This window comes from Caballeronia sp. ATUFL_F2_KS9A, assembly GCF_023630765.1.
Taxonomy (GTDB): Bacteria; Pseudomonadota; Gammaproteobacteria; order Burkholderiales; family Burkholderiaceae; genus Caballeronia; species Caballeronia zhejiangensis.
Genome location: NZ_JALQEK010000001.1, coordinates 78,645 through 99,672 on the forward strand (window position 1 = coordinate 78,645; position 21,028 = coordinate 99,672).

General features: G+C 64.3%; 21 protein-coding genes. 8 read left to right on the forward strand and 13 right to left on the reverse strand.

Annotated elements, in window-relative coordinates; genetic code table 11:
• Positions 1 to 12: 12 nt before the first annotated feature.
• The 3 genes from NCS67_RS00380 to argS form a co-directional block, all read right to left on the reverse strand.
• Positions 13 to 660 carry a thiol:disulfide interchange protein DsbA/DsbL gene (locus NCS67_RS00380; protein ID WP_250433531.1) on the reverse strand — a complete coding sequence of 216 codons (648 nt, stop codon included), beginning with the start codon at positions 658 to 660 and terminating at the stop codon, positions 13 to 15.
• A gap of 124 nt (positions 661 to 784) precedes the next feature.
• Positions 785 to 1,546 (reverse strand): SPOR domain-containing protein, encoded by a 762-nt coding sequence (locus NCS67_RS00385; protein ID WP_008351857.1) that lies wholly within the window; start codon positions 1,544 to 1,546, stop codon positions 785 to 787.
• A 129-nt stretch (positions 1,547 to 1,675) separates the two neighbouring features.
• Positions 1,676 to 3,460: an arginine--tRNA ligase gene (gene argS, locus NCS67_RS00390; RefSeq protein ID WP_034470443.1), complete on the reverse strand. Its 1,785-nt coding sequence runs from the start codon at positions 3,458 to 3,460 to the stop codon at positions 1,676 to 1,678.
• Between the two features lie 259 nt (positions 3,461 to 3,719).
• Between argS and NCS67_RS00395 the strand changes: the two genes are divergently transcribed.
• Positions 3,720 to 4,046, forward strand: a complete 327-nt coding sequence (locus NCS67_RS00395; RefSeq protein WP_008351853.1) for a DUF1840 domain-containing protein — start codon at positions 3,720 to 3,722, stop codon at positions 4,044 to 4,046.
• 103 nt (positions 4,047 to 4,149) lie between these two features.
• Here the strand turns inward: NCS67_RS00395 and NCS67_RS00400 are convergent, their stop codons facing one another.
• The 7 genes from NCS67_RS00400 to NCS67_RS00430 all read right to left on the reverse strand — a co-directional run bounded on the left by NCS67_RS00400 (position 4,150) and on the right by NCS67_RS00430 (position 11,877).
• Positions 4,150 to 4,356: a hypothetical protein gene (locus NCS67_RS00400; protein WP_008351852.1), complete on the reverse strand. Its 207-nt coding sequence runs from the start codon at positions 4,354 to 4,356 to the stop codon at positions 4,150 to 4,152.
• A 146-nt stretch (positions 4,357 to 4,502) separates the two neighbouring features.
• On the reverse strand, positions 4,503 to 7,244 hold the full coding sequence (gene metH, locus NCS67_RS00405; protein WP_284504033.1) for a methionine synthase: 2,742 nt from the start codon (positions 7,242 to 7,244) through the stop codon (positions 4,503 to 4,505).
• Positions 7,241 to 8,302 carry a homocysteine S-methyltransferase family protein gene (locus NCS67_RS00410; protein WP_008351850.1) on the reverse strand — a complete coding sequence of 354 codons (1,062 nt, stop codon included), beginning with the start codon at positions 8,300 to 8,302 and terminating at the stop codon, positions 7,241 to 7,243. Before NCS67_RS00410 ends, metH begins: the two co-directional genes overlap by 4 nt.
• 222 nt (positions 8,303 to 8,524) lie before the next feature.
• Positions 8,525 to 8,782, reverse strand: a complete 258-nt coding sequence (locus tag NCS67_RS00415) for a BTH_I0359 family protein (RefSeq protein WP_008351849.1) — start codon at positions 8,780 to 8,782, stop codon at positions 8,525 to 8,527.
• A 137-nt stretch (positions 8,783 to 8,919) separates the two neighbouring features.
• Entirely contained in the window at positions 8,920 to 9,708 is a 789-nt protein-coding gene (locus NCS67_RS00420; RefSeq protein WP_250433535.1) for an alpha/beta fold hydrolase, read from the reverse strand.
• A gap of 55 nt (positions 9,709 to 9,763) precedes the next feature.
• Positions 9,764 to 10,966 (reverse strand): DUF3108 domain-containing protein, encoded by a 1,203-nt coding sequence (locus tag NCS67_RS00425; protein WP_250433537.1) that lies wholly within the window; start codon positions 10,964 to 10,966, stop codon positions 9,764 to 9,766.
• A gap of 98 nt (positions 10,967 to 11,064) precedes the next feature.
• Positions 11,065 to 11,877: an IclR family transcriptional regulator gene (locus tag NCS67_RS00430; protein WP_175979740.1), complete on the reverse strand. Its 813-nt coding sequence runs from the start codon at positions 11,875 to 11,877 to the stop codon at positions 11,065 to 11,067.
• A 109-nt stretch (positions 11,878 to 11,986) separates the two neighbouring features.
• Here NCS67_RS00430 and NCS67_RS00435 point away from each other — a divergent pair, with 109 nt between their 5' ends.
• From NCS67_RS00435 to rfaE2, 7 genes are all read left to right on the forward strand, one after another.
• On the forward strand, positions 11,987 to 12,973 hold the full coding sequence (locus NCS67_RS00435; RefSeq protein WP_175979741.1) for a fumarylacetoacetate hydrolase family protein: 987 nt from the start codon (positions 11,987 to 11,989) through the stop codon (positions 12,971 to 12,973).
• Between the two features lie 97 nt (positions 12,974 to 13,070).
• The gene (locus NCS67_RS00440) at positions 13,071 to 14,249 is read left to right on the forward strand and encodes an ABC transporter substrate-binding protein (RefSeq protein ID WP_250433541.1); all 1,179 of its coding nucleotides are present in this window, start codon (positions 13,071 to 13,073) and stop codon (positions 14,247 to 14,249) included.
• Between the two features lie 18 nt (positions 14,250 to 14,267).
• Positions 14,268 to 15,095, forward strand: coding sequence for an enoyl-CoA hydratase/isomerase family protein (locus NCS67_RS00445; protein WP_008351843.1), 828 nt, complete (start codon positions 14,268 to 14,270; stop codon positions 15,093 to 15,095).
• A gap of 36 nt (positions 15,096 to 15,131) precedes the next feature.
• Positions 15,132 to 15,902: a PhaM family polyhydroxyalkanoate granule multifunctional regulatory protein gene (locus NCS67_RS00450; RefSeq protein ID WP_250433542.1), complete on the forward strand. Its 771-nt coding sequence runs from the start codon at positions 15,132 to 15,134 to the stop codon at positions 15,900 to 15,902.
• A gap of 238 nt (positions 15,903 to 16,140) precedes the next feature.
• A complete protein-coding gene (locus tag NCS67_RS00455; protein WP_144403733.1) occupies positions 16,141 to 17,142 on the forward strand; it encodes a MerR family transcriptional regulator in 1,002 nt (333 codons plus the stop codon).
• Between the two features lie 395 nt (positions 17,143 to 17,537).
• On the forward strand, positions 17,538 to 18,413 hold the full coding sequence (locus tag NCS67_RS00460; protein WP_033536551.1) for a ferritin family protein: 876 nt from the start codon (positions 17,538 to 17,540) through the stop codon (positions 18,411 to 18,413).
• Positions 18,414 to 18,532: 119 nt separating this feature from the next.
• Positions 18,533 to 19,015, forward strand: a complete 483-nt coding sequence (gene rfaE2, locus NCS67_RS00465; RefSeq protein ID WP_034470462.1) for a D-glycero-beta-D-manno-heptose 1-phosphate adenylyltransferase — start codon at positions 18,533 to 18,535, stop codon at positions 19,013 to 19,015.
• Between the two features lie 15 nt (positions 19,016 to 19,030).
• Here the strand turns inward: rfaE2 and NCS67_RS00470 are convergent, their stop codons facing one another.
• From NCS67_RS00470 to NCS67_RS00480, 3 genes are read right to left on the reverse strand one after another with little or no spacing between them, the layout of a single operon-like run.
• The gene (locus tag NCS67_RS00470; RefSeq protein ID WP_250433544.1) at positions 19,031 to 19,270 is read right to left on the reverse strand and encodes a hypothetical protein; all 240 of its coding nucleotides are present in this window, start codon (positions 19,268 to 19,270) and stop codon (positions 19,031 to 19,033) included.
• Positions 19,271 to 19,304: 34 nt separating this feature from the next.
• Positions 19,305 to 20,126 (reverse strand): type III pantothenate kinase, encoded by an 822-nt coding sequence (locus NCS67_RS00475; protein ID WP_008351830.1) that lies wholly within the window; start codon positions 20,124 to 20,126, stop codon positions 19,305 to 19,307.
• Positions 20,123 to 21,019: a biotin--[acetyl-CoA-carboxylase] ligase gene (locus NCS67_RS00480; protein ID WP_034470465.1), complete on the reverse strand. Its 897-nt coding sequence runs from the start codon at positions 21,017 to 21,019 to the stop codon at positions 20,123 to 20,125. Before NCS67_RS00480 ends, NCS67_RS00475 begins: the two co-directional genes overlap by 4 nt.
• Positions 21,020 to 21,028 lie beyond the last annotated feature (9 nt).

Genomic DNA, 21,028 nt, shown 5'->3' on the forward strand with positions numbered 1-21,028 from the left:
GAGCGTCGGTGCTTACAGCTTCTTGTCGCGGACTTGCTGGACGAGGAAGTCCATGACCTGCGTCGTCCCCGGCAGGCTGTTGGTCATCGCCGGGCCGGTTTCGTACTTGCCCTGCACGACGACCGTCGGCACGCCGTCGATCTTGTAGTCCTGCAGGAGCTTGGCGTCGCGCTGCACGGCGCTTTGCGTCGAGAACGAGTTATACGCCTCCATGTATTTCTTCGGATCGACGCCCTGCGTCTTGAGGAAGTCCGCCTGCGCCTGCGGCGTCAGCAGATAGTTCTTCTTCACGTGGATTTCGTTGAACACGGCCGGCGTGACCTTTTCCGCGACGCCGAGCGCGTCGAGCGCGTGATACATCTTCGAGTGCGGAATGAAGTCGTCGCGGAATGCCACCGGCACGCGCTTGAACACGACGTCCGGACCTTGCTTCTTCGCCCATGCCTCGATGTACGGCTCGAACTCGTTGCAATGCGGGCAGCCGTACCAGAAGAACTCGATGACCTCGACCTTGCCCGCAGGCGCGGCGATCGGCTGAGCCGCCTGCAGCACGGTGTAATCCTTGCCGGCGGTGGGCGCGGCCATCGCGGAATTCGCGACGCTCAGGGATGCGGCTGCGATGCCGAGGGAGAGAGCCAACGCGCTAAAGATTTTTTTCATGATTGAAGAGATACGCAATGGAAACGCGACGGAACAAAAGCAGGCCCATAAGTGGGACATACGACGCTTAAGCCACGCTTAAGCGTCGCGGCGCTTCGACTTCGTTTGCTGCGTTATTGCTTCGTTATTGCTTCGAGAAACGGATGACGGCGGTATCGACGCCCGCATCGGACAGACGCTGGCGCGCGGTGTTCATGTCCTCGAACTTCGCGAACGGCCCGATCCGCACGCGATAGTACGTGACGCCGCCTGCATCGCGCTGCGTGACCTTCGATTCGAAGCCCTGGAAGCCGAGACGCGCGCGCTGCTGTTCGGCATCCGCCTGCGTCTTGTACGCGCCGACTTGCAGGAAGTAGCCCGTGTTCGGCTCGCCGGGCGCGGGCGGCGTGGTCTTCGCCGTCGTGGGCGCCGAGCCGCCCTTCGGCGGCGTGGCGTTCGCGTTGCTCGTCGCGGCGGGCGCGCCCGGTGCGGCTTCGGGCTTCTTCGCGGGCGCCGTGCTCGCGGTCTTCGGCGCCGATGCCGTTGCGCCCGACGGCGGTACTTCGACGATCTGCGGCTCGTCGAGCATGCCCGACGACTGCGTCTGATTGTTGGTCTGGCCCGGCGCGGTGTTGGGCGGCGTGGGCTGCGCGGCTTGCGGCACCGCCTGGCCCGGCGTCTTGCCTTGCAGCGGACGATTCGGATCGTACGGTTGCGCGGCGGCAGGCGCGGAGTTGGCCTCGGACGGCGGCGGCGCGACCTTCGCCACGAATGGCGTGGGCGCACGCGTGATGTACAGCGCGACGATTACGGCAATCGCGAGGCCGACGATCAGGCCCAGCACGATACCGATAAACGTTCCCCCCGTTTGCTTCGACTGCTTCGATGTGCGGCGTGGTTTTGCCATCGTATGAATCACCTGCGAGAAAGTCTTCTGGTTGGGCGACGATTATAGCGGCGGCTCAAGACAAGCCCGCGCCAGGCATCTGCTTGCGCACGCCGAAAATTCTGAATTCGTGCGTGCGCGGCAGAAGGGTCACATCTTTTGAGGAGCGGAAACGCCGATGGTCGCGAGACCGTTTTCGAGAACCTGACGCGTCGCCGCGAGCAGCGCGATGCGCGCGGTGCGTTCCTTTTCGTCGTCCACGAGCACGCGCTCCGCATTGTAGAACGAGTGAAATTCGCCAGCGAGATCGCGCAGATAGAACGCGACGGCGTGCGGCGCGAGTTCGTCGGCCGCGTGCGCGAGCATTTCGGGGAATTCGGCGAGCTTGTTGAGCAGCGCCATTGCGCGGTCGCTCGACAGCGGCGAGAGATCGGCCTGCGCTGCCTTCGAAATGTCGCCGCCGAACTTCTCCTTCCAGTCGTTCAGGATCGTGCAAATGCGCGCGTGCGCGTATTGCACGTAATAGACCGGATTCTCGTCGTTCTGCTTGAGCGCGAGGTCGATGTCGAACACGAATTCGGTGTCGGCCTTGCGCGAAATGAGGAAGAAGCGCACGGCATCGCGGCCGCGGCGGATGGTGTCCTCGTCGATCTGATCGGGCGCGGTTTCGTGGCCCGGCGTGAGTCCGCCCGACCATTCGATCAGATCGCGCACCGTCACGTAGCTGCCCGCGCGTTTGGAGATTTTCACTTCCTGGCCGTCGCGCATGACGGTGACCATCTTGTGCAGCACGTAGTCGGGATAGCCCTTCGGAATGCCGATGCCGAGTCCCTGCAAGCCGGCGCGCACGCGCGCGATCGTGCCGTGATGGTCCGAGCCCTGGATGTTGATGACCTTTGTGTAGCCGCGTTCCCACTTGGTCACGTGATACGCCACGTCCGGCACGAAGTACGTGTACGTGCCGTCGGACTTCTTCATGACGCGGTCCTTGTCGTCGCCGTCGTCGGTGGTGCGCAGCCACAGCGCGCCGTCCTGCTCGTACGTCTTGCCGGCATCGACGAGCGCCGCGACCGTCTTCTCGACACGGCCTTCCTTGTACAGCGACGACTCCAGATAGAACTGGTCGAACTTCACGCCGAACGCGGTGAGATCCATGTCCTGCTCGTGACGCAGATACGCGACCGCGAAATGACGGATGGCTTCGAGGTCCTCGACGTCGCCTTTGCCCTTCACCGGTTCGCCGTCCTTCGCCGCGACGGTTTCGCCCGCCATGTAGTCGCGCGCGATATCGGCGATGTACTCGCCGTTGTACGCCGCTTCCGGCCACTGCTCGTCGCCCGGCTTGAGGCCGCGCGCGCGCAGTTGCGTGGACGTGGCGAGATTGCCGATCTGCACGCCCGCGTCGTTGTAGTAGAACTCGCGATGCACGTCGTAGCCCTGCGTTTCGAGCAGGTTCGAGAGCGCATCGCCGAGCGCCGCCTGACGGCCGTGGCCGACATGCAGCGGGCCCGTCGGGTTCGCCGATACGAATTCGACGAGCACGTGCCTGCCGGCGTCGCGCGTCGAACGGCCGAACGCGGCGGCTTCGCCGAGCACGGCCGGGATCACGTCTTGCTTGGCCGTCGCCGAAAGACGCAGATTGATGAAGCCCGGACCCGCCACTTCGGCGCTCTCGACGAGACCCTTCGCGGCCGGCAGGCCGAGCACCGCATCGACGATCTGCTGCGCGAGCTGACGCGGATTCGCGCGCAGCGGCTTGGCGAGTTGCATCGCGACATTCGACGCCACGTCGCCGTGCGCCGCGACCTTCGGTCGTTCGAGGACGATCGTGGGCGTGACGAAAGCCGCTTCGCTGGCGCCTTGTGTGGCTTGCGCGACCTGCTTGACCGCGTCGGTGATGAGCGTTTCGAGAGTGTGTTTATGTGCGGGCAGCATGCTGAATGTGATCCAGTGGAGCGAGGGCTGACGGGGCGCGTTCCGGCGTGCATGCCGGCTCGGAAGGACGTCTTCGCGACGCGTTGGCCCCGCATGTGGTGTTGGCAGGCGAACGGAACCGGCCACCACATAAAGTGGGGATTTTAGCAGGTGCTAATATGTCGAATCAGGGTGTCGTCATGTTGTCAGGGAGACCGGCTCGTCTGCGCGTTTCGTTTGCAAACCGCCTATGACCCAACATAAACAAAAGGACCATGCCATGCTGATCACATTCAAATCCCCGGCCGCACCGGATGTCATCATGCTCGAGAACCTCGCGGAGTACTTGCTCGGCATCATCGGCAAGCAGCTCACGGCGCGGGGCGTCATCACGCACGATGAAATTCCCGCCGCCATTCAGAAGCTCGAAGCGGCGGTCGTCACCGACAAGAGAGAGCGCGCCGAGCACGACGGCCGTTTTCATGAAGGCGAAGAAGGACATGAGCCGCACGAGCTTCCCATCGGGCTCGCGCAGCGCGCGTTTCCTTTCCTCGACATGCTTCGCCTCGCGCAAAAGCACGACAAGGACATTCTCTGGGGCGTCTGAGGCGCGCGATTCGCAGCGACACAAAGAAAAACCCGCATCGTTTCCGATGCGGGTTTTTTTCTTCCGACGAAACGTCTGACGGCTTCAGTCGCGCTGCGGCGTGTTACTGCGACTGGCCGCCTTCCGGCCCGGCGGGTTTCGCGGGCGGATGTTGCTTCTTCGGCTTCTTCGGTTTCTTCTTGTGCTCGGTTTGCGGCGGCGAGTACGACGAAGCCTCGGTGCTGCTCGCCTGCGCGAAAGCGGCGGTACTCGACGCGGCGAGCAAAGCCGCGGTGATCGCTACGGTTACGGCGGACGTCATCTTCTTCATGCGACTTTCTCCGTTGACGAAAAGAATGCGTTGGCCGTCATGTCGACGGCTTATCGCGCTGACAAGTCTACGGAATTCAAAAATTTCCCGCCTGTTCCGTGCATATTCCGGCTATCAGTTGCGCGATATGTCGTTTTCACGATGCCTTAGCGCAACGGCGCGAGCGCGCGTTCCGCGTCGGAGGTCGAGATCGCCATGCGTTCGGCGTAGCTCGCGAGCTGATCGTCGCCGATCTTGCCCACCGAAAAGTACGTGCTGTCCGGATGCGCGATATAGAAGCCCGAGACGCTCGCGGCCGGCAGCATCGCGAGCGATTCGGTCACGCTCATGCCGATCTCGTTCGCCTGAAGCACTTCGAACATGTCGCGCTTGACGAGGTGATCCGGGCACGCCGGATAACCCGGCGCCGGACGAATGCCGACGTACTTCTCCGCGATCAGCGCATCGTTGTCGAGCGTCTCGTTCGCGGCGTAGCCCCACAATTCGCGGCGCACGCGCGCATGAAGCGCTTCGGCGAAGGCTTCCGCGAAACGGTCGGCGAGCGCCTTCAGCATGATCGCGCTGTAGTCGTCGTGATCGGCTTCGAACTGTTGTTCCTTTTTATCGACGCCGATGCCCGCCGTCACCGCGAACATGCCGATGTAGTCCTTCACGCCCGAATCCTTCGGCGCGACGAAATCGGCGAGCGACCGGTTCGGGCGCATCACGCCATCGACGACCGGACGCACGCTTTGTTGACGCAGATTGCGCCACGTCATCGCCACTTGCGAGCGCGATTCGTCCGTGTAGATCTCGATGTCGTCGTCGTTCACGGTGTTGGCGGGCAAAAGCGTGATGACGCCGTTCGCCGTCAGCCAGCGGCCCTGAATGAGGCGCGAGAGCATCGATTTGCCGTCGGAGAACACGCGCCGCGCCGACTCGCCGACGATCTCGTCATTGAGAATCGCGGGATAGGGACCGGCGAGATCCCACGTCTGAAAAAACGGACCCCAGTCGATGTAATTCGCCAGTTCCGCGAGGTCGTAGTTCTTGAACACGCGCCGCCCGATGAAGCTCGGCTTCTTCGGCGCGTAGGCGCTCCAGTCGATCTTCGTCTTGTTGGCGCGCGCTTCGTCGTACGTGACCATCGGCTGCGCTTTGCGGTTCGCGTGCTGCGTGCGGATGCGCTCGTAGTCGCTCTTGAGTTCGTCGAGATACTTCGCCGCGCCTTCGTCCGACAACAGGCTCGACGCCACCGACACCGAACGCGACGCATCCGGCACGTACACGACCGGCCCTTCGTAATGCGGCGCGATCTTCACGGCGGTATGCACGCGCGAAGTCGTCGCGCCGCCGATGAGCAGCGGCGTCTGCTTGCCGCGGAAGTATTCGTCGCGCTGCATTTCGGACGCGACATAAGCCATCTCTTCGAGGCTCGGCGTGATCAGTCCCGACAGCCCGATGATGTCCGCGCCTTCTTCCTTCGCCTTCTGCAGGATGGTCGCGCAGGGCACCATCACGCCCATGTTGACCACTTCGAAGTTGTTGCACTGGAGCACGACCGACACGATGTTCTTGCCGATGTCGTGCACATCGCCCTTCACGGTCGCGATGACGATCTTGCCCTTCGGCCGCACGTCCGCGCCGGCATCGGCGAGACGCTTCTTCTCTTCTTCGATGAACGGGATCAGATGCGCGACCGCCTGCTTCATCACGCGCGCCGACTTCACGACTTGCGGCAGGAACATCTTGCCCGCGCCGAACAGGTCGCCGACGATGTTCATGCCGTCCATCAGCGGGCCTTCGATCACGTTGATCGGACGACCGCCGGCCTTGTCGATCTTCTGCCGCACTTCTTCCGTATCTTCGACGATGAAGTTCGTGATGCCGTGCACGAGCGCATGCGACAGACGCGCCTCGACCGGCTGATTGCGCCATTCGAGGTTTTCTTCCTTCTTCGCGGCGCCGGTCTTGAACTTGTCCGCGATTTCGAGCAGACGGTCGGTGCCGTCCTCACGACGATTCAGCACGACGTCTTCCACGCGCTCGCGCAACTCGGCGTCGAGATCGGCATACACGCCGAGCTGGCCCGCGTTGACGATGCCCATGTCCATGCCAGCCTGAATCGCGTGATACAGAAACACGGTATGGATCGCCTCGCGCACCGGATCGTTGCCGCGAAACGAGAACGACACGTTCGACACGCCGCCGCTCACTTTCGCGTGCGGCAGGTTCTGCTTGATCCAGCGCGTCGCTTCGATGAAATCGACCGCGTAGTTGTTGTGCTCTTCGATGCCCGTCGCGATTGCGAAGATGTTCGGATCGAAGATGATGTCTTCGGGCTCGAAGCCGACTTCGTTCACGAGAATGTCGTAAGAGCGTTTGCAGATTTCCGTCTTGCGCTGAAACGTGTCGGCCTGGCCTTGCTCGTCGAAGGCCATCACCACCGATGCCGCGCCGTAGCGGCGAATCAGCTTCGCGTGATGAACGAACTGCTCCTTGCCTTCCTTCAGCGAGATCGAATTGACGATCGCCTTGCCTTGCACGCATTTCAGGCCCGCTTCGATCACGTCCCACTTCGACGAGTCGATCATGATCGGCACGCGCGCGATATCCGGCTCCGACGCGATCAGATTCAGGAAGCGCACCATCGCGGCTTTCGAATCGAGCATCGCTTCGTCCATGTTGATGTCGATGACCTGCGCGCCGTTCTCGACCTGCTGGCGCGCGACGGCGAGCGCTTCGTCGAACTGGCCGTTCAGGATCATGCGCGCGAACGCCTTCGAGCCGGTCACGTTCGTGCGCTCGCCGACGTTGATGAAAAGCGAGCCGTCGGTGACGTTGAACGGCTCGAGGCCGGAAAGACGCATCGTGTGATCGGTCATGTCTTGTTCTCTTCTCTGATTCAGGCGGCGTCGCGGTATTGCGAGGGGAAAGCGCGCGGCTTCACTTCGGCGAGCGCCTTCGCGATTTCCGCGATGTGCTCCGGCGTCGTGCCGCAGCAGCCGCCCGCGACGTTGACGAGCCCGGCGGACGCGAATTCCTTCAGCAATCCGGACGTTACGTCCGGCGTCTCGTCGAAGCCGGTGTCGCTCATCGGATTCGGCAGGCCCGCGTTCGGGTAGCAGGACACGTAGGTATCGCACAGCTTCGCCAGCTCGGCGATGTACGGACGCATCAGCGCCGCGCCGAGCGCGCAGTTCAGGCCGAACGTGAGCGGCTTCGCGTGACGCAGCGAGTTCCAGAACGCCTCGACCGTTTGCCCGGAGAGAATGCGGCCCGATGCATCGGTGACGGTGCCGGAGATCATGATCGGCACGAGTTCGCCGGTGTCCTCGAACAGTTGATCGAGCGCGAACAGCGCGGCCTTTGCATTGAGCGTGTCGAAGATCGTTTCGACGAGGAACAGATCGCAGCCCGCATCGAGCAGCGCCTTCGCCTGCTCGTAGTACGCGTCGCGCAGTTCGTCGAAGGTCACGTTGCGCGCGCCCGGATCGTTCACGTCGGGCGAAATGCTCGCGGTCTTCGGCGTCGGTCCGATCGCGCCCGCGACGAAACGCGGCTTGTCGGGCGTCGAGTATTTGTCGCAGGCTTCGCGCGCAAGCTTCGCCGACTCGATGTTCATCTCGGCGGCGAGGTCTTCCATGCCGTAATCGGCCTGGGCGACACGCGTCGCGCCGAACGTGTTCGTTTCGAGGATGTCCGCGCCCGCAGCCAGATACTGCTCGTGAATCTCGCGGATCACCTGCGGCTGCGTGATCGACAGCAGTTCGTTATTGCCCTTGATGTCGCGGCCGTAGTCCTTGAAGCGCTCGCCGCGATACGCGGCTTCGTCGAGCTTGTAGCGCTGGATCATCGTGCCCATCGCGCCGTCGAGAATCAGGATGCGCTTTTGCAGCAGCGCGGGCAGCGCGGCGCCGCGCGTATAGGCGCGCGCGGGGGCTTTCGGAATGGCGTTCTGGGTCATGACGGACGAGGCCTGCACCAAATGTGAAATAGCCTGACATTGTAGCCGCAGCGCGCAACGGTCGCTCCCGATGGGCGGGCGCGTGCGCGATTCCGGGCGGGCAAAAAAAGAACCCCGCCTGGCGCGGGCGGGGTCTTTGGGAAGTGGCGAGTGTCGCCTGTGCCGCTGGTCCGGGCGGCGGCGGGCGCGAGCGGCATGGCGCCGCACGCGCGCGTGCATGCATCAGTGAAGCACGACGGGTTGATTCATCAAGATATCGAACTGGCCGAGGAATTCATCGACATCCTCGAGCGACGGCTCTTCAGCGATCAACTGTTGCACGTGCTCGCGAAACTTCGCCGCGAGCGCGCCGTCGATGAAGATCTCCCGCTGCGTGTTCTTGTCGACGATCTCGTAGCCGCCCGCCTTCATGGCGAGGTGGTTGTCTTGCGGCGGAAATTCGACGACGCAATAGTTGGGGCTGTTGTAGATCATTTGCATGGCGACACTCCTTATTCCTTGTTTGCTCCGTGGCAATCCTGAATCGTAGTTGGAGCGATTGGGTTGGAATTCAAGGGGTGGCCTCGACGTGATGCCGGTTGTATCGAGGCTTTCTTTTGCAACAAAAACAGGAAGAATCAACTCGAACCGCGCAAGAAGTTCCCCAATAAAGCGGAGAAGCGCTGCGATTCCTCCACCGGTGTAAGGTGCGCGGCGTTAAGTAATTCGAAGCGTGCGCCCGGCACCGTGTCTGCGACAACCTTTGAAGCAGCATGCGGCGTGCCAACATCCTTTTCACCCGCGACGACGAGCGTGCGCTGCTTCACGGAAGCCAGTTTGTCTCGCGCATCGAAACGGCTGATCGCCTCCGCCGCGCGCGCGAAACCCTCGACGGGCGTGCGCGCGATCGTGTCCGCGATCGGCTCGGTCACTTCAGGGTGCGCCTTGCGGAACTCCGGCGTGAGCCAGCGTTCGAGCGTGGCTTCCACGATACTCGCTGTCCCGTGTTCGCGCACGGATGCTGCACGTTGCGCGAATGTCGGACGCGCGTCCTCGGGAATAAAGGCGGGCGCGCCCACGACCGTCAGCGAATCCACTTTGTCGGCATGGTTGATCGCGAGTTTCTGCGCGACCATGCCGCCTATCGACAGCCCGACCACATGTGCCGAAGGCGCGCCGAGTTTGTCGAGCAGTTGCGCGAGATCGTCGGCGAGATCGTCGATCGTGAACGAATCCGGCGACACGGTCGTTTCGCCGTGTCCGCGCAGGTCGTAGCGCAACACGGTGAAGTCGTCGCGGAAGTAGCCGGCCATCTGATCCCAGATCGAAAGATCGCCGGCGAGCTGATGGATGAAGACGAGCCAGGGACCGCCGCCTTCGTTGTCGAGAACATAGCGTGTATCGATGCGATTGATCGTCAACTGCATATCGGCTCCGTAAAGAATGCGCTCGTGCCTGACATGACGGAGTGTGACGGCCCCGTTACGGTTTGTCCGCGGCGGGCGTGCTCGGCATGGCGGGCGCGGATTCATCAGACGCAGCTTGCGTGCCCGAGGTGACATCCTGTGCCGCCGCCGGCGGCGCGGCGAGCTTGCCTGCCCAGAGCAGTTCGATTTGCATTCCGTTCGGCTCGGTTTGCAGAATCCGCACGGGCAGCCAGCCGATCGACGGCGCGAGCCAGATATCGAGCTTGCGGCGGTCGCCTTCCTTGCGCGGCAGGCGCGTGAAGTGGCGCGCCGTCGTAAAGCCGCCGCGCGCCTCCACGGTTTCGTCGCCGACGGTTTCTATCGGCCAGATTTCGTTGCTGTCGTTATCCGCGACGCTGAATTGCCGCGTGACGCCCGGCTTGTACTTGTCCGGCGCGCCGCGCACGAGGCTCGCCAACTGCATGACGACGCTGAAGCGGTCCTGCGCGCCGTCCGCGAGCGGCTGGCTTTGCGGCGTTTTCGTGTAGACGATCTGCTTCGTTTCGCGATTGAAGATGGCGATATCGGCGGCACGGCGGCCGCGCTGTTCCGAATACTGTTCCGGCGCGATGCCGAAGCCGTCGATATGGCCTTTGCTCGAATACACATACGGACCGACGAAAGGCAGCGGGATCGAGACGATCATTTCGTAATGCTGGCCGTCGTTGCTCCAGTGGATCGTGCCGGTCTGATTCATCATGCCGTTCACGAGCGTGTCGTAACGTAAATCGCCCGTGGGCGGGACGCTGAACTTGTCGCCGGATGCGGCGCTGGGTTGCGGCGCGGTCTGCGAAGCGGGCGACGGCGCTTGAGCCTGCGGCATTTGCGCGGGAGCGGAAGCGGCTGCGGGCGCGTCGGGCTCTGGCGTCGCAGCGCTCAGCACCGGAGCGGGCGAAGGCTTCGGCGCAGGCGCGGCGGGCTTCGGAGGCGCGACGGGTTCCGGAGACGCGGCCGGTTTCGGCGGCGCGGGCGGCGTCGGCGCGGGCGGCGCGATCGGCTTGGGCGTCAGCAATTCCACCTGCACGGGCGGCGTTTCGGGCGGCGCGTTCGCCGGCTGACGGTTGTGCTCGATCCACCGCATCGCGCTCAGATGCAGGCCCGCAACGACGAGCACGGCCAGCACCCAGCGTCCCCAGCGGCGGGGCGCGGCGGATTCGATAGCGGCATCGGGCGGCTCGCCGGACGCGGGGCGAGGACGGCGGAATTGAAACAGTGACATCGTGGAAAGCGTGAAAAGCGCGTGTTACGGACGATCGGGCGAAAGGCATAAGACATGCGCGAGGGAAACGATGTTCCTGGCCCCTTCGACGGACATTTTCAGCGCTCGCTCGCCTTGTGCCCCAATTCGTACGACAGGCCGCGCGCGCACTCGCGCAAGGCAGAGTCGATTTCGCCGCCCCAGCGCGTGTCGAACGTGCCTTCGTGCCCGAGCGCGATGAGACCGAGCGCGAGTTCGCCCGTCGAATCGAAGACCGGCGTGCAGAACGCGTGGATCGTCGGCAGCAGCATGCCTTCGACGCGCGCCGCGCCGTGCTCGCGCACTTCGGCGAGAAGCGGCTCGACATCGGCCATCGTCTGCTTCATTGCGGCGAGCTCGCGATCAAGGATCGGCTGCGTCTTGCTGTGCGGCAGATACGCGGCGAAAAGCAGACCCGTCGCGGATGAAAGCAGCGGCATCACGTCGCCCAGCTTGAGCGATGCCTTCGCCGGATGGCTCGATTCCATCCAGTGCACGACGGTCGGCCCCTGATTGCCCCACACCGCGATGCCGACCGTCTGATCCAGCCGGTCGCGCAGTTCCGCGAGCGCGATGCGCGCCAGCCGCACGCCATCGACGCGCGCAAGCCGCGCGAGGCCCATTTGCAACGCGAAACCGCCGAGTTCGTAGCGCCCGGAAACCGGATCCTGCGATGCGACGCCGAGCCGCAAAAAACTCACCAGATAGCGATGCGCCTTTGCCGGGCTCATGCCCGCGCGTTGGGCGAGATCGCGCAGCATCATCGCGCGCGGCTCGTTGGTGAGGACGTCGAGCAGCCGGAAGCCGACTTCGATCGACTGAATGCCGGAGCGCGTTTTTTCTTCGGCGGCGTCGCTGGTGTCTTCGTCGTCGGTGAGAGAGGTGGATTGCATGTGCGAAAAGGCCTATGCCGTTCGGCCGAGTGCCGGCGGCGGATTCACCATCGTAAAATACATTTCCTTTAACGTCACCCGCGTCACCACGCTCACCCGGCACTGCTCCATGAAACTTGCAACCTTGAAGGACGGCACGCGCGACGGCCAGCTGATCGTCGTCTCGCGCGACCTGCGCACGGCCGCAATCGCCGATGGAATCGTCTCGACGCTGCAACGCGCGCTCGACGACTGGACCTTTTACGCGCCGCAACTCATGGAAGTCTACGAAGCGCTGAACGCCGGCCGCGCGCGCAACAGCTTTTCGTTCGATCCGAAAGCCTGCATGGCGCCGTTGCCGCGCGCGTTCCAGTGGGCGGACGGCTCCTCGTACGTGAATCACGTCGAGCTCGTGCGAAAGGCGCGCAAAGCGGAAATGCCGCCCGAATTCTGGACCGATCCGCTGATGTATCAAGGCGGCAGCGACGACTTCATCGGCCCGACGGACGACATCGTGTGCGCGACGGAATCGTATGGCATCGACTTCGAAGCGGAAGTCGCCGTCATCACGTCCGACGTACACATGGCCGCGATGCCCGACGAAGCGCTTCGCAGCGTGCGCCTGCTGATGCTCGTCAACGACGTCTCGCTGCGCAATCTCATTCCCGCCGAACTTGCGAAGGGCTTCGGCTTTTTCCAGAGCAAGCCCGCGACCGCGTTCTCGCCGGTTGCCGTGACGCCCGACGAACTCGGCGACGCGTGGCGCGAAGGGCGCGTGCATCGCCCGATGATCGTGCACTGGAACGGCAGGAAAGTCGGTCAGCCGGACTGCGGCACCGACATGGTCTTCCACTTCGGCCAGCTCATCGCGCACGCGGCGAAGACGCGCAATCTGCGCGCGGGCTCGATCGTCGGCTCGGGCACGATCTCGAACAAGGACACGAAGCGCGGCTACTGCTGCATCGCCGAGAAGCGCTGTCTGGAGACGATCGAGCACGGCGCGCCGCAGACAGAGTTCATGAAATTCGGCGACAGCGTGAAGATCGAAATGTTCGACGAAGAAGGCAAGTCGATCTTCGGCGCAATCGATCAGGCGGTCGTGCAACCGGAGCATTGAACGGGTTTCGCCCGATGCGGCGCGCCCAAGCCTCGCCTTACACTTTGCCGGGCTGCTCTTCGGGCAGCACAAGAACGATCAAAAAAAGGAGACTTCGATGGCGGCAGGCAAGTGGAAATTTCTGACGGGCGCGGCATTCGCGCTCGCCGCCGCGACGGTGGCAACGGCGGCATTCGCGCAGACGGCGCAGCACGTGAAGATCGGTCTCGTGCTGTCGCTTACGGGGCCGGCCGCGTCGCTCGGCATTCCCGCGCGCGATACCGTCGCGCTCTTGCCGAAGGAAATGGGTGGCAAGCCCGTCGACTACATCGTGCTCGACGACGCCTCCGACACCACGCAGGCCGTGCAAAGCACGAAGAAGCTCATCAGCGAGGATCAGGTCGATGCGATCATCGGTTCGTCGATCACGCCGAACTCGCTCGCGATGATCGATGTCGTCGCGCAAGGCCAAACGCCGATGATCTCGCTGGCGTCGTCGGCGAAGATCATCGAGCCTGTCGACGACAAGCGCCGCTGGGTCTTCAAGACGCCGCAAACCGACGCGATGATGGCCTCCGCGATCATCGCGCATGCGAGCAATCATGGCGTGAAGACGCTTGCGTACATCGGCCAGGCGGACGCGCTCGGCGAGACCTTCTACGCCGAAGTCGCGAAGTTCGCGCAGCTGCACAAGATCGAAGTGGTCGCGAATGAACGCTTCAATCGCACCGATCCGAGCGTGACCGGGCAGATCCTGAAGATTCTCGCGGCCAAGCCCGATGCGGTGGTCGTCGGCGCGGCCGGCACGCCCGCCGCGCTGCCGCCGAAAACGCTCGCGCAGCGCGGCTTCAAAGGCAAGGTCTATCACAATCACGGCGTCGGCAACCGCGACTTCCTGCGCGTGTGCGGCGCGGATTGCAACGGCACGTTCCTGCCCGCGAGCCCGGTGCTCGTCGCCGCGCAGTTGCCCGACGACCATCCGGCCAAGCGGCTCGCACTCGAATACATCAAACTGTACGAGGCGAAGCAGGGCGCGGGCACCGTGTCGGCGTTCGGCTCGTATGCGTGGGACGCGGGCATGCTGCTCAATCGCGCGGTGCCTATCGCGATGAAAGCGGGCGCGCCCGGCACGCCGGCGTTTCGCGCCGCGCTGCGCGATGCGCTCGAAGGCACGAAGAATTTGTCCGACACCAACGGGCAGGTCAACATGTCGCCCAACGATCACATCGGCCTCGATCAGCGCGCGCGCGTGATGGTCGAGATCCGCGACGGCAAGTGGGTCTATCAGCCGCGCTAACCTTCAATCGACGAGACCATGAGCGATCTATCCATGTATTCGGGCTATAAGTCGCTCGAACTGCGCCGCCATCCGCATGGCGTGCTCGAAGTCGTCATGCCCGGCGCGGGCGCGAACAAGAGCGGCCTGTCCACCGCCGACGCCAACATGCATCGCGAGCTCGCGGATATCTGGCGCGACATCGATCGCGATCCGGACACGCGCGTCGCGCTCATTCGCGGCGAAGGCAAGGGCTTTTCGGCGGGCGGCGATCTCGGGCTCGTCGAAGAGATGGCGAACGATTTCGACGTGCGCGCGCGGGTGTGGCGCGAGGCGCGCGATCTCGTCTATAACGTGATCAACTGCGGCAAGCCGATCGTCTCCGCGATGCACGGTCCGGCGGTCGGCGCGGGGCTGGTCGCGGGCTTGCTCGCCGATATTTCGATCGCGTCGAAGTCGGCGCGCATCATCGATGGGCATACGCGGCTCGGCGTCGCGGCGGGCGATCACGCGGCGATCGTCTGGCCGCTGCTGTGCGGCATGGCGAAGGCCAAGTACTATCTGCTGCTGTGCGAGCCGGTGAGCGGCGAGGAGGCGGAACGCATCGGGCTGGTGTCGCTCGCCGTCGACGAGAACGAACTCATGCCGAAGGCAATCGAAGTGGCGAACCGTCTGGCGCAAGGTTCGCAGACCGCGATTCGCTGGACCAAGTACGCGCTCAACAACTGGCTGCGCTCGGCGGGGCCGACTTTCGATACGTCGCTCGCGCTCGAATTCATGGGCTTCGCGGGGCCGGACGTGCACGAAGGCATGCGCTCGCTGCGCGAACGGCGCGCGCCGGATTTCCCGGGCGGCGCGCCGTTCTGAACCGCGCGAACCTCACACGAAAACAAGGAGAGTCGAATGACCGATAACGCCGGCGGCACACCGCCCTACACGATTCCCGGTTTTCCCGGATTCGGCCAGGCCGACATGATGGGCAAGATGTGGGAACTGATGCGCCTGAATCCGTTCGCCGCCGCGATGCCCGGCGGCGGGCAGGGCATGGGCCCCTCCCTCTCGATGATGTCCGACATGCTCGCTCCGCTCACCAACATCGAAGAACTCGACAAGCGCGTGACCGACATGCGCGCCGTCGAGCACTGGCTGAAGCTCAATCTCAACATGCTGCAATCGGCGATTCAGGCGCTCGAAGTGCAGCGCGCGACGCTCGCGACGCTGCGCGCGTTCGGCGCGTTCGCTCAGACGTCCGTCGAGAGCGCGCACACCGCGGCGGCGGAGAATGCGAAGGCCGCGTCAGCCGGATGGCCGATGGGCGGCGCGGCGAAGAGCGATGCCCCGAAGCAGGAAGCGTCGGGCGCCGCGCCCGCGAGCGAGGCATCGGCTGAAGGCGAAGACGCTTCGGGGCAGACTTCAGCGCCGCCGCCCGGCTTCGATCCGACCGGCTGGTGGAACGTGCTGCAATCGCAGTTCAATCAGCTTGCGCATCTCGCGATGATTCAGCCCGGCATGAGCGGCCCGCTCAACCCGATGGGCGCCGCGGGCGCGCAGCCGGCCGCCGCTGGTGAGAGCGCCGCGGAGCAGCCCGCCAACGACGCCGATGAAAGGCCCGACGCGGCGGCCGCGAAGAAGGCGGCCGCGCGCAAGACGGCGCCGCGCAAGAAACCCGGCTGACTACGCGCGTTCCGGCGCGCTCACTTCCCTCACTACGACCGGCGGCGCGCATAGCGCCGCCGCGCTCGCCAATTCCCCTCGACGCGCACATTTCCGTAGCCGAAACGCATCTCAGCACCGACGCACATTTCGATTTTGTCTATGATGAAAGCTTGACGGTGCGGAATCTTTGTCCATCTATCGGCGTTGGGCACGCAATCTGCATCGAATGCGATATTTCGTTCGAACCGATCTGTCCATGACAAACTCATCAGAACAAGATTTCGATTCGGATTCGATCTCCGATGGCCCCGAGCGTCCGGAACCCGTGCCGCCAAGCGCCACAACGGCGGGCGCGACCGGCATAGGCATCGGCGCGATCGCTCAGGAGATTGGTCTGACGAAGGACACTTTGCGTGTCTGGGAGCGCCGGTATGGATTTCCGCAGCCGATGCGCACTTCCGGCGGGGAGCGGCTGTATCCGCAGGAACAGGTGACGAAGCTGCGGCTCGTGAAGCGATTGCTCGACGCGGGACATCGGCCGAGCAAAGTGCTCGGGCAATCGATCGATGCGCTGCAGCAACTGGCCGAAAGCTCGGGCGTCGGCCAGGACGCGCCGGACGCCGAGCTCGACCATCTGATCTCACTGCTGCGCGCGGGCGCTTATGACGATTTCCGCTTCGGCCTGCTGAAGCGCGCAACGCGCGACGGCCTCGAACGCTTCGTGCTGGATGTCGCGGCGCCGCTGTCGGCACGCATCGGCAATGCGTGGGCGGCGGGCACGTTGCAGGTCTATCACGAACATCTGTTCAGCGAGGCGATCCAGTCGACGCTGCGCACGCTGATACGTCCGCTCTCGGATGCCGTGCGCGGGCGCAACGGCCGTCCGCGCGTGCTGCTCACGACGCTTTCCGGCGAAGGTCACGGCCTCGGCATCCTGATGGCCGAGGCGATGTTCACGCTATCCGAGTGCGAATGCGTGCAACTGGGATTGCAGACGCCGCTGCACGATATCGTCGATGCCGTGTCGGTGCACAAGATCGATATCGTCGCGCTGTCGTTCACGGCGGTGCTGCCGGCGCAGTCCATTTCGAACGGGCTGACCGACCTGCGCAACCTGCTGCCGCCGCACGTCCGCATCTGGGTTGGCGGCAGCAGCCCGGCGCTGCGCCGTAAGTTCGACGACGGCGTGCATCACATCGCGGGGTTGACCCCGATCGATGAGACCGTCGCGGATTGGCGTCAATCCACCGTGCTATGATCGACGACGCCCGAAACGTCGGGCATTGGCGCGGAAATCCGCATCAAGCGCGCATCGCATCGTTGTCATGCGCGCACGTCATACTGCGCGGCCGGCGCGGTTCCGGCGGCAGTTCGGCGCCACTTGAACATACTTCAGGCACAGGTTTCGCTCCTCACCCACGGTAGAACAAGACGCACAACAGCAACATTTGCACGGGGAGTGCAGTGTTTACGCGGGACGCGACGCGTTGCCGCAGCGCCGAATGTCGCGCTTCGTCGTCGCATTTCGTCTTCGGCCGACCGAATCCCGCGTAAAATTGAAAGCTTGGCTGCTCGCGTGCAAGGCATGTCTGCACGTTCCGGCCGAAAGTCAATACAGATATAACGTCGCATAAGTGGCATCAGGGGTGGACTATGAACACCATGCTTTATCCGGAACTTTATAAATCGCTGGAATCCGTCCGCTGGGATATGGAGAAGGACATTCCCTGGGACAAATTCGATGCTTCCCTGCTCACCGACGAGCAGGCCAAAACCATCAAGATGAACGCGATCACCGAATGGTCCGCTCTTCCCGCAACCGAAATGTTCCTGCGTGACAACCACCACGACAGCGATTTCTCCGCGTTCATGAGCGTGTGGTTTTTCGAGGAGCAGAAGCATTCGCTGGTGCTGATGGAGTATCTGCGGCGCTTCAAGCCCGACATGGTGCCGAGCGAAGAAGAGCTGCACGCGGTGCGCTTCGAGTTCGATCCGGCGCCGCCGCTCGAAACGCTGATGCTGCATTTCTGCGGCGAAATCCGCCTGAATCACTGGTATCGCCGCGCGGCCGAGTGGCACACGGAACCCGTCATCAAGCACATTTATGAAACCATTTCGCGCGACGAAGCCCGTCACGGCGGCGCGTATCTGCGTTACATGAAGAAGGCGCTCGTCAACGCCGGCGACACCGCGCGTGCGGCGTTCGCGAAGATCGGCGTGCTCATGGCGTCCGCGCGCCGTACGGAAAAGCCGCTGCATCCGACCAACCTGCATGTGAATCAGGCGCTCTTCCCGCGCGACACCGTGCAGTCGCGTTTGCCCGATCCCGAATGGCTCGAGCGCTGGCTGGACGACCAGATCCGCTTCGACGACAGTTGGGAGAAGAAGGTCGTCGAGCGCATTCTGCACAACCTGTCGATTCTGTTCGAGCGTTCGTTCGTGACCGCGCAGGAACTGAATCGCTATCGCAAGGAAGTGACGCAGCGCCTGCAGGCCGCGCCGGGCGGCGGGGCTGAACAGCCGGCCTGAGTTTCGGCTTCGATGAACGGACGGCTCGCCGGTCAGCACCGGCGAGCCGTTTTGCATTTTTCCCGTGCGAAGCGCCGTGGCACAATGCGCGCTTTCAGCACATCGCAACGAGCGCCGTCATGCCCGCTATTTTCGAACGCAAGATCATCACGCGCGAAGCGCTCGCCGCGCGCCGTCCGACGCTCGCCGGTCCCGTCGTTTTCACCAACGGCGTCTTCGACATCCTTCATCGCGGCCACGTGACCTATCTCGCTGATGCGAAAGCGCTCGGCGCGACGCTCATCGTCGGCGTGAACAGCGATGCGTCGGTACGCACGCTAGGCAAGGGCGACGATCGCCCGATCAATCGGGAAGATGACCGCATGGCGCTGCTCGCCGCGCTGGAGAGCGTCGACTGGGTCGTGAAGTTCGAGGAAACGACGCCGCTGCAATTGATCGAAGCCGTGCACCCCGACGTGCTCGTGAAGGGCGGCGACTACGACATGGACAAGCTGGCCGAATCGGCACTCGTGCGCGGCTGGGGCGGCAAGGCGCTCGCCATCGCGTTCGAGCACGATCGATCGACGACCGCGCTCCTCAAGAAAGTCCGCGCGCAGAGCTGATTCGCACGCGCGCGGTCACTGCCCGAGCGGCGCGGTCTGCACGTTGGCGGCAGGCGCCGGTCCGCCGACGCGCGGCTGATCGAACGCTTCTTCGAGACTCAGCGGGCGCGTCGCGAGCGCCTCGGGATGGACCTGCTGCAATAAGTGATGCGGTTCGCGCACGCCGGCCGCGGGAAGCGGGCCGAACATGCCGCGCATGACCGCGAACATCAGCAAGTTGGCGAGAATCAGAAGGGCGATCAGCCAGCGCAGCATTCTTGGGCTCCGTCCGTCAATCAAATCAGAAAAGTCAGGATGAGTGGCGCGCCGTCGCGTCGCGCGCGATGAGCGCGAGGCCGGACAGCACGAGGGAATCGTGTCGGGTGTGCGGCACGTCGAGCGCGCCCGCGATTTCATTTGCCGCGCCGCCGCCCAGCACGAGCCGGACGTCGGCGCGCCAGTCGGCCTTGAGGTCGCGCCACGCACGCTCAATCAGGCTCGCCTGCGCGAGCAGGCATCCGGCGGATAGCGCGGCGGCGGTGTCGGTGGCGAAAAGACTGCGCGTCTGACTCAGCGCCTCACGCGCCGATGCCGCGTCGAGCGTGGGCAATTGCGCCGTATGGCTGCCGAGCGATTCCATCATCAGCGACCAGCCGGGCGCGATGAGGCCGCCGGTGAACACGCCGTCGGCGCGCAGTGCTTCGAGCGTCGTCGCCGTGCCGAAGGTCGCGACCAGCAGATGCTCGCCCGGATACGCCGCGCGCGCTGCGATCATGCCGGCCCAGCGGTCGCTGCCGAGTCGGGCCGGATCGGCATAGGTGTTGATCACGCCGCACTGCTCGGCGCGCGCGCGGACGACGGTGCGCGGCAGCGTCGGCCAGCGCGCGTCGAGCAGGCGCTGGATGCGGTTCTGTACCGGCATGCCAGCGACGTTCGAAATCCACGCGCTCGCCGGCGCGGGAAGTTCGGACCAATCGTCGAGCGCGGCGTCGTCGGCGACGGTCGAGTGATGCGCGTGCTCGAATGCGCCGTTCGCGAGCGACGCGCCGGCTTCATCGACGAGCGACCATTTGATGCGGCTGTTACCCGCATCGATGAGCAGATACGGCGCCTCGGTTCCCGACGCGTTCACGGACGTTCCTTCGCAAGGCGCAGCGTGAGTTCGCCGGTCGTGACGGCGCGCGGGCCTTCGGGCGCGTCGATCAGCAACTGGCCGCCCTCGTCGACGCCCGATGCGATGCCGCGCGTCACTTCCATGCCCTGGTCGATCAGCGCGACTTCACGTCCGGCCCACGCGTGCGCGTCGAGCCAGCGCTGGCGGAACGGCCTGAAGCCCTCGGCTTCGAAGCGCGGCAGCGCTGCGTCGAGCGCGTTGAGGAGCGCGGCGAGAGTGTCGGTGAGATTGGCGTCGGGCCATGCCCGCGCGAGCGCTGCCGGCGCGGCGCCGGGCGCGGATTGCGCGGCGAGCCGGTTGGCTTCGTCGACCTGCGCGGCGAGTTGTTCCGCGCCGTGCAGATTCATGCCGATGCCGATCACGACCGCGGTCGCGTCAGGCGTGTTCCACGCGGTTTCGATGAGAATCCCGGCGAGCTTGCCGTCGTCGAGCAGGACGTCGTTCGGCCATTTCAGCGCAGGACGCGCGGATGGCGTGAGCGGCAGACGCGCGAGCGCATCGAGGACGGCGGTGCCGATGGCGAGACTCAGACCCGACAGCCCTTCGATCGGCCGCCGCAGCACGCAGCCGACCGACATCAGCAGCGCATTGCCCGGTTCGGCGAGCCACGCGCGCCCGCGCCGCCCGCGACCGGCGGATTGCGAGTACGCGACGCGGACGACGGGTGCAGGCGTGCCGTCGCGTCGCGAGGCGCGCAACTGCTCCAAAACGTCGGCGTTGGTGGAGCCCGTTTCGTCGACGATGTCGATGGTCCAGTCGCGAGCGGGCCGCTCGGCAAGCGTCGCAAGCCGCGAGCGGTCGATGCGCCAAGGCGCGTCGGGGGCGAAGGGAGCGATAGGAGAGGGGGTCATGGCGGGTAT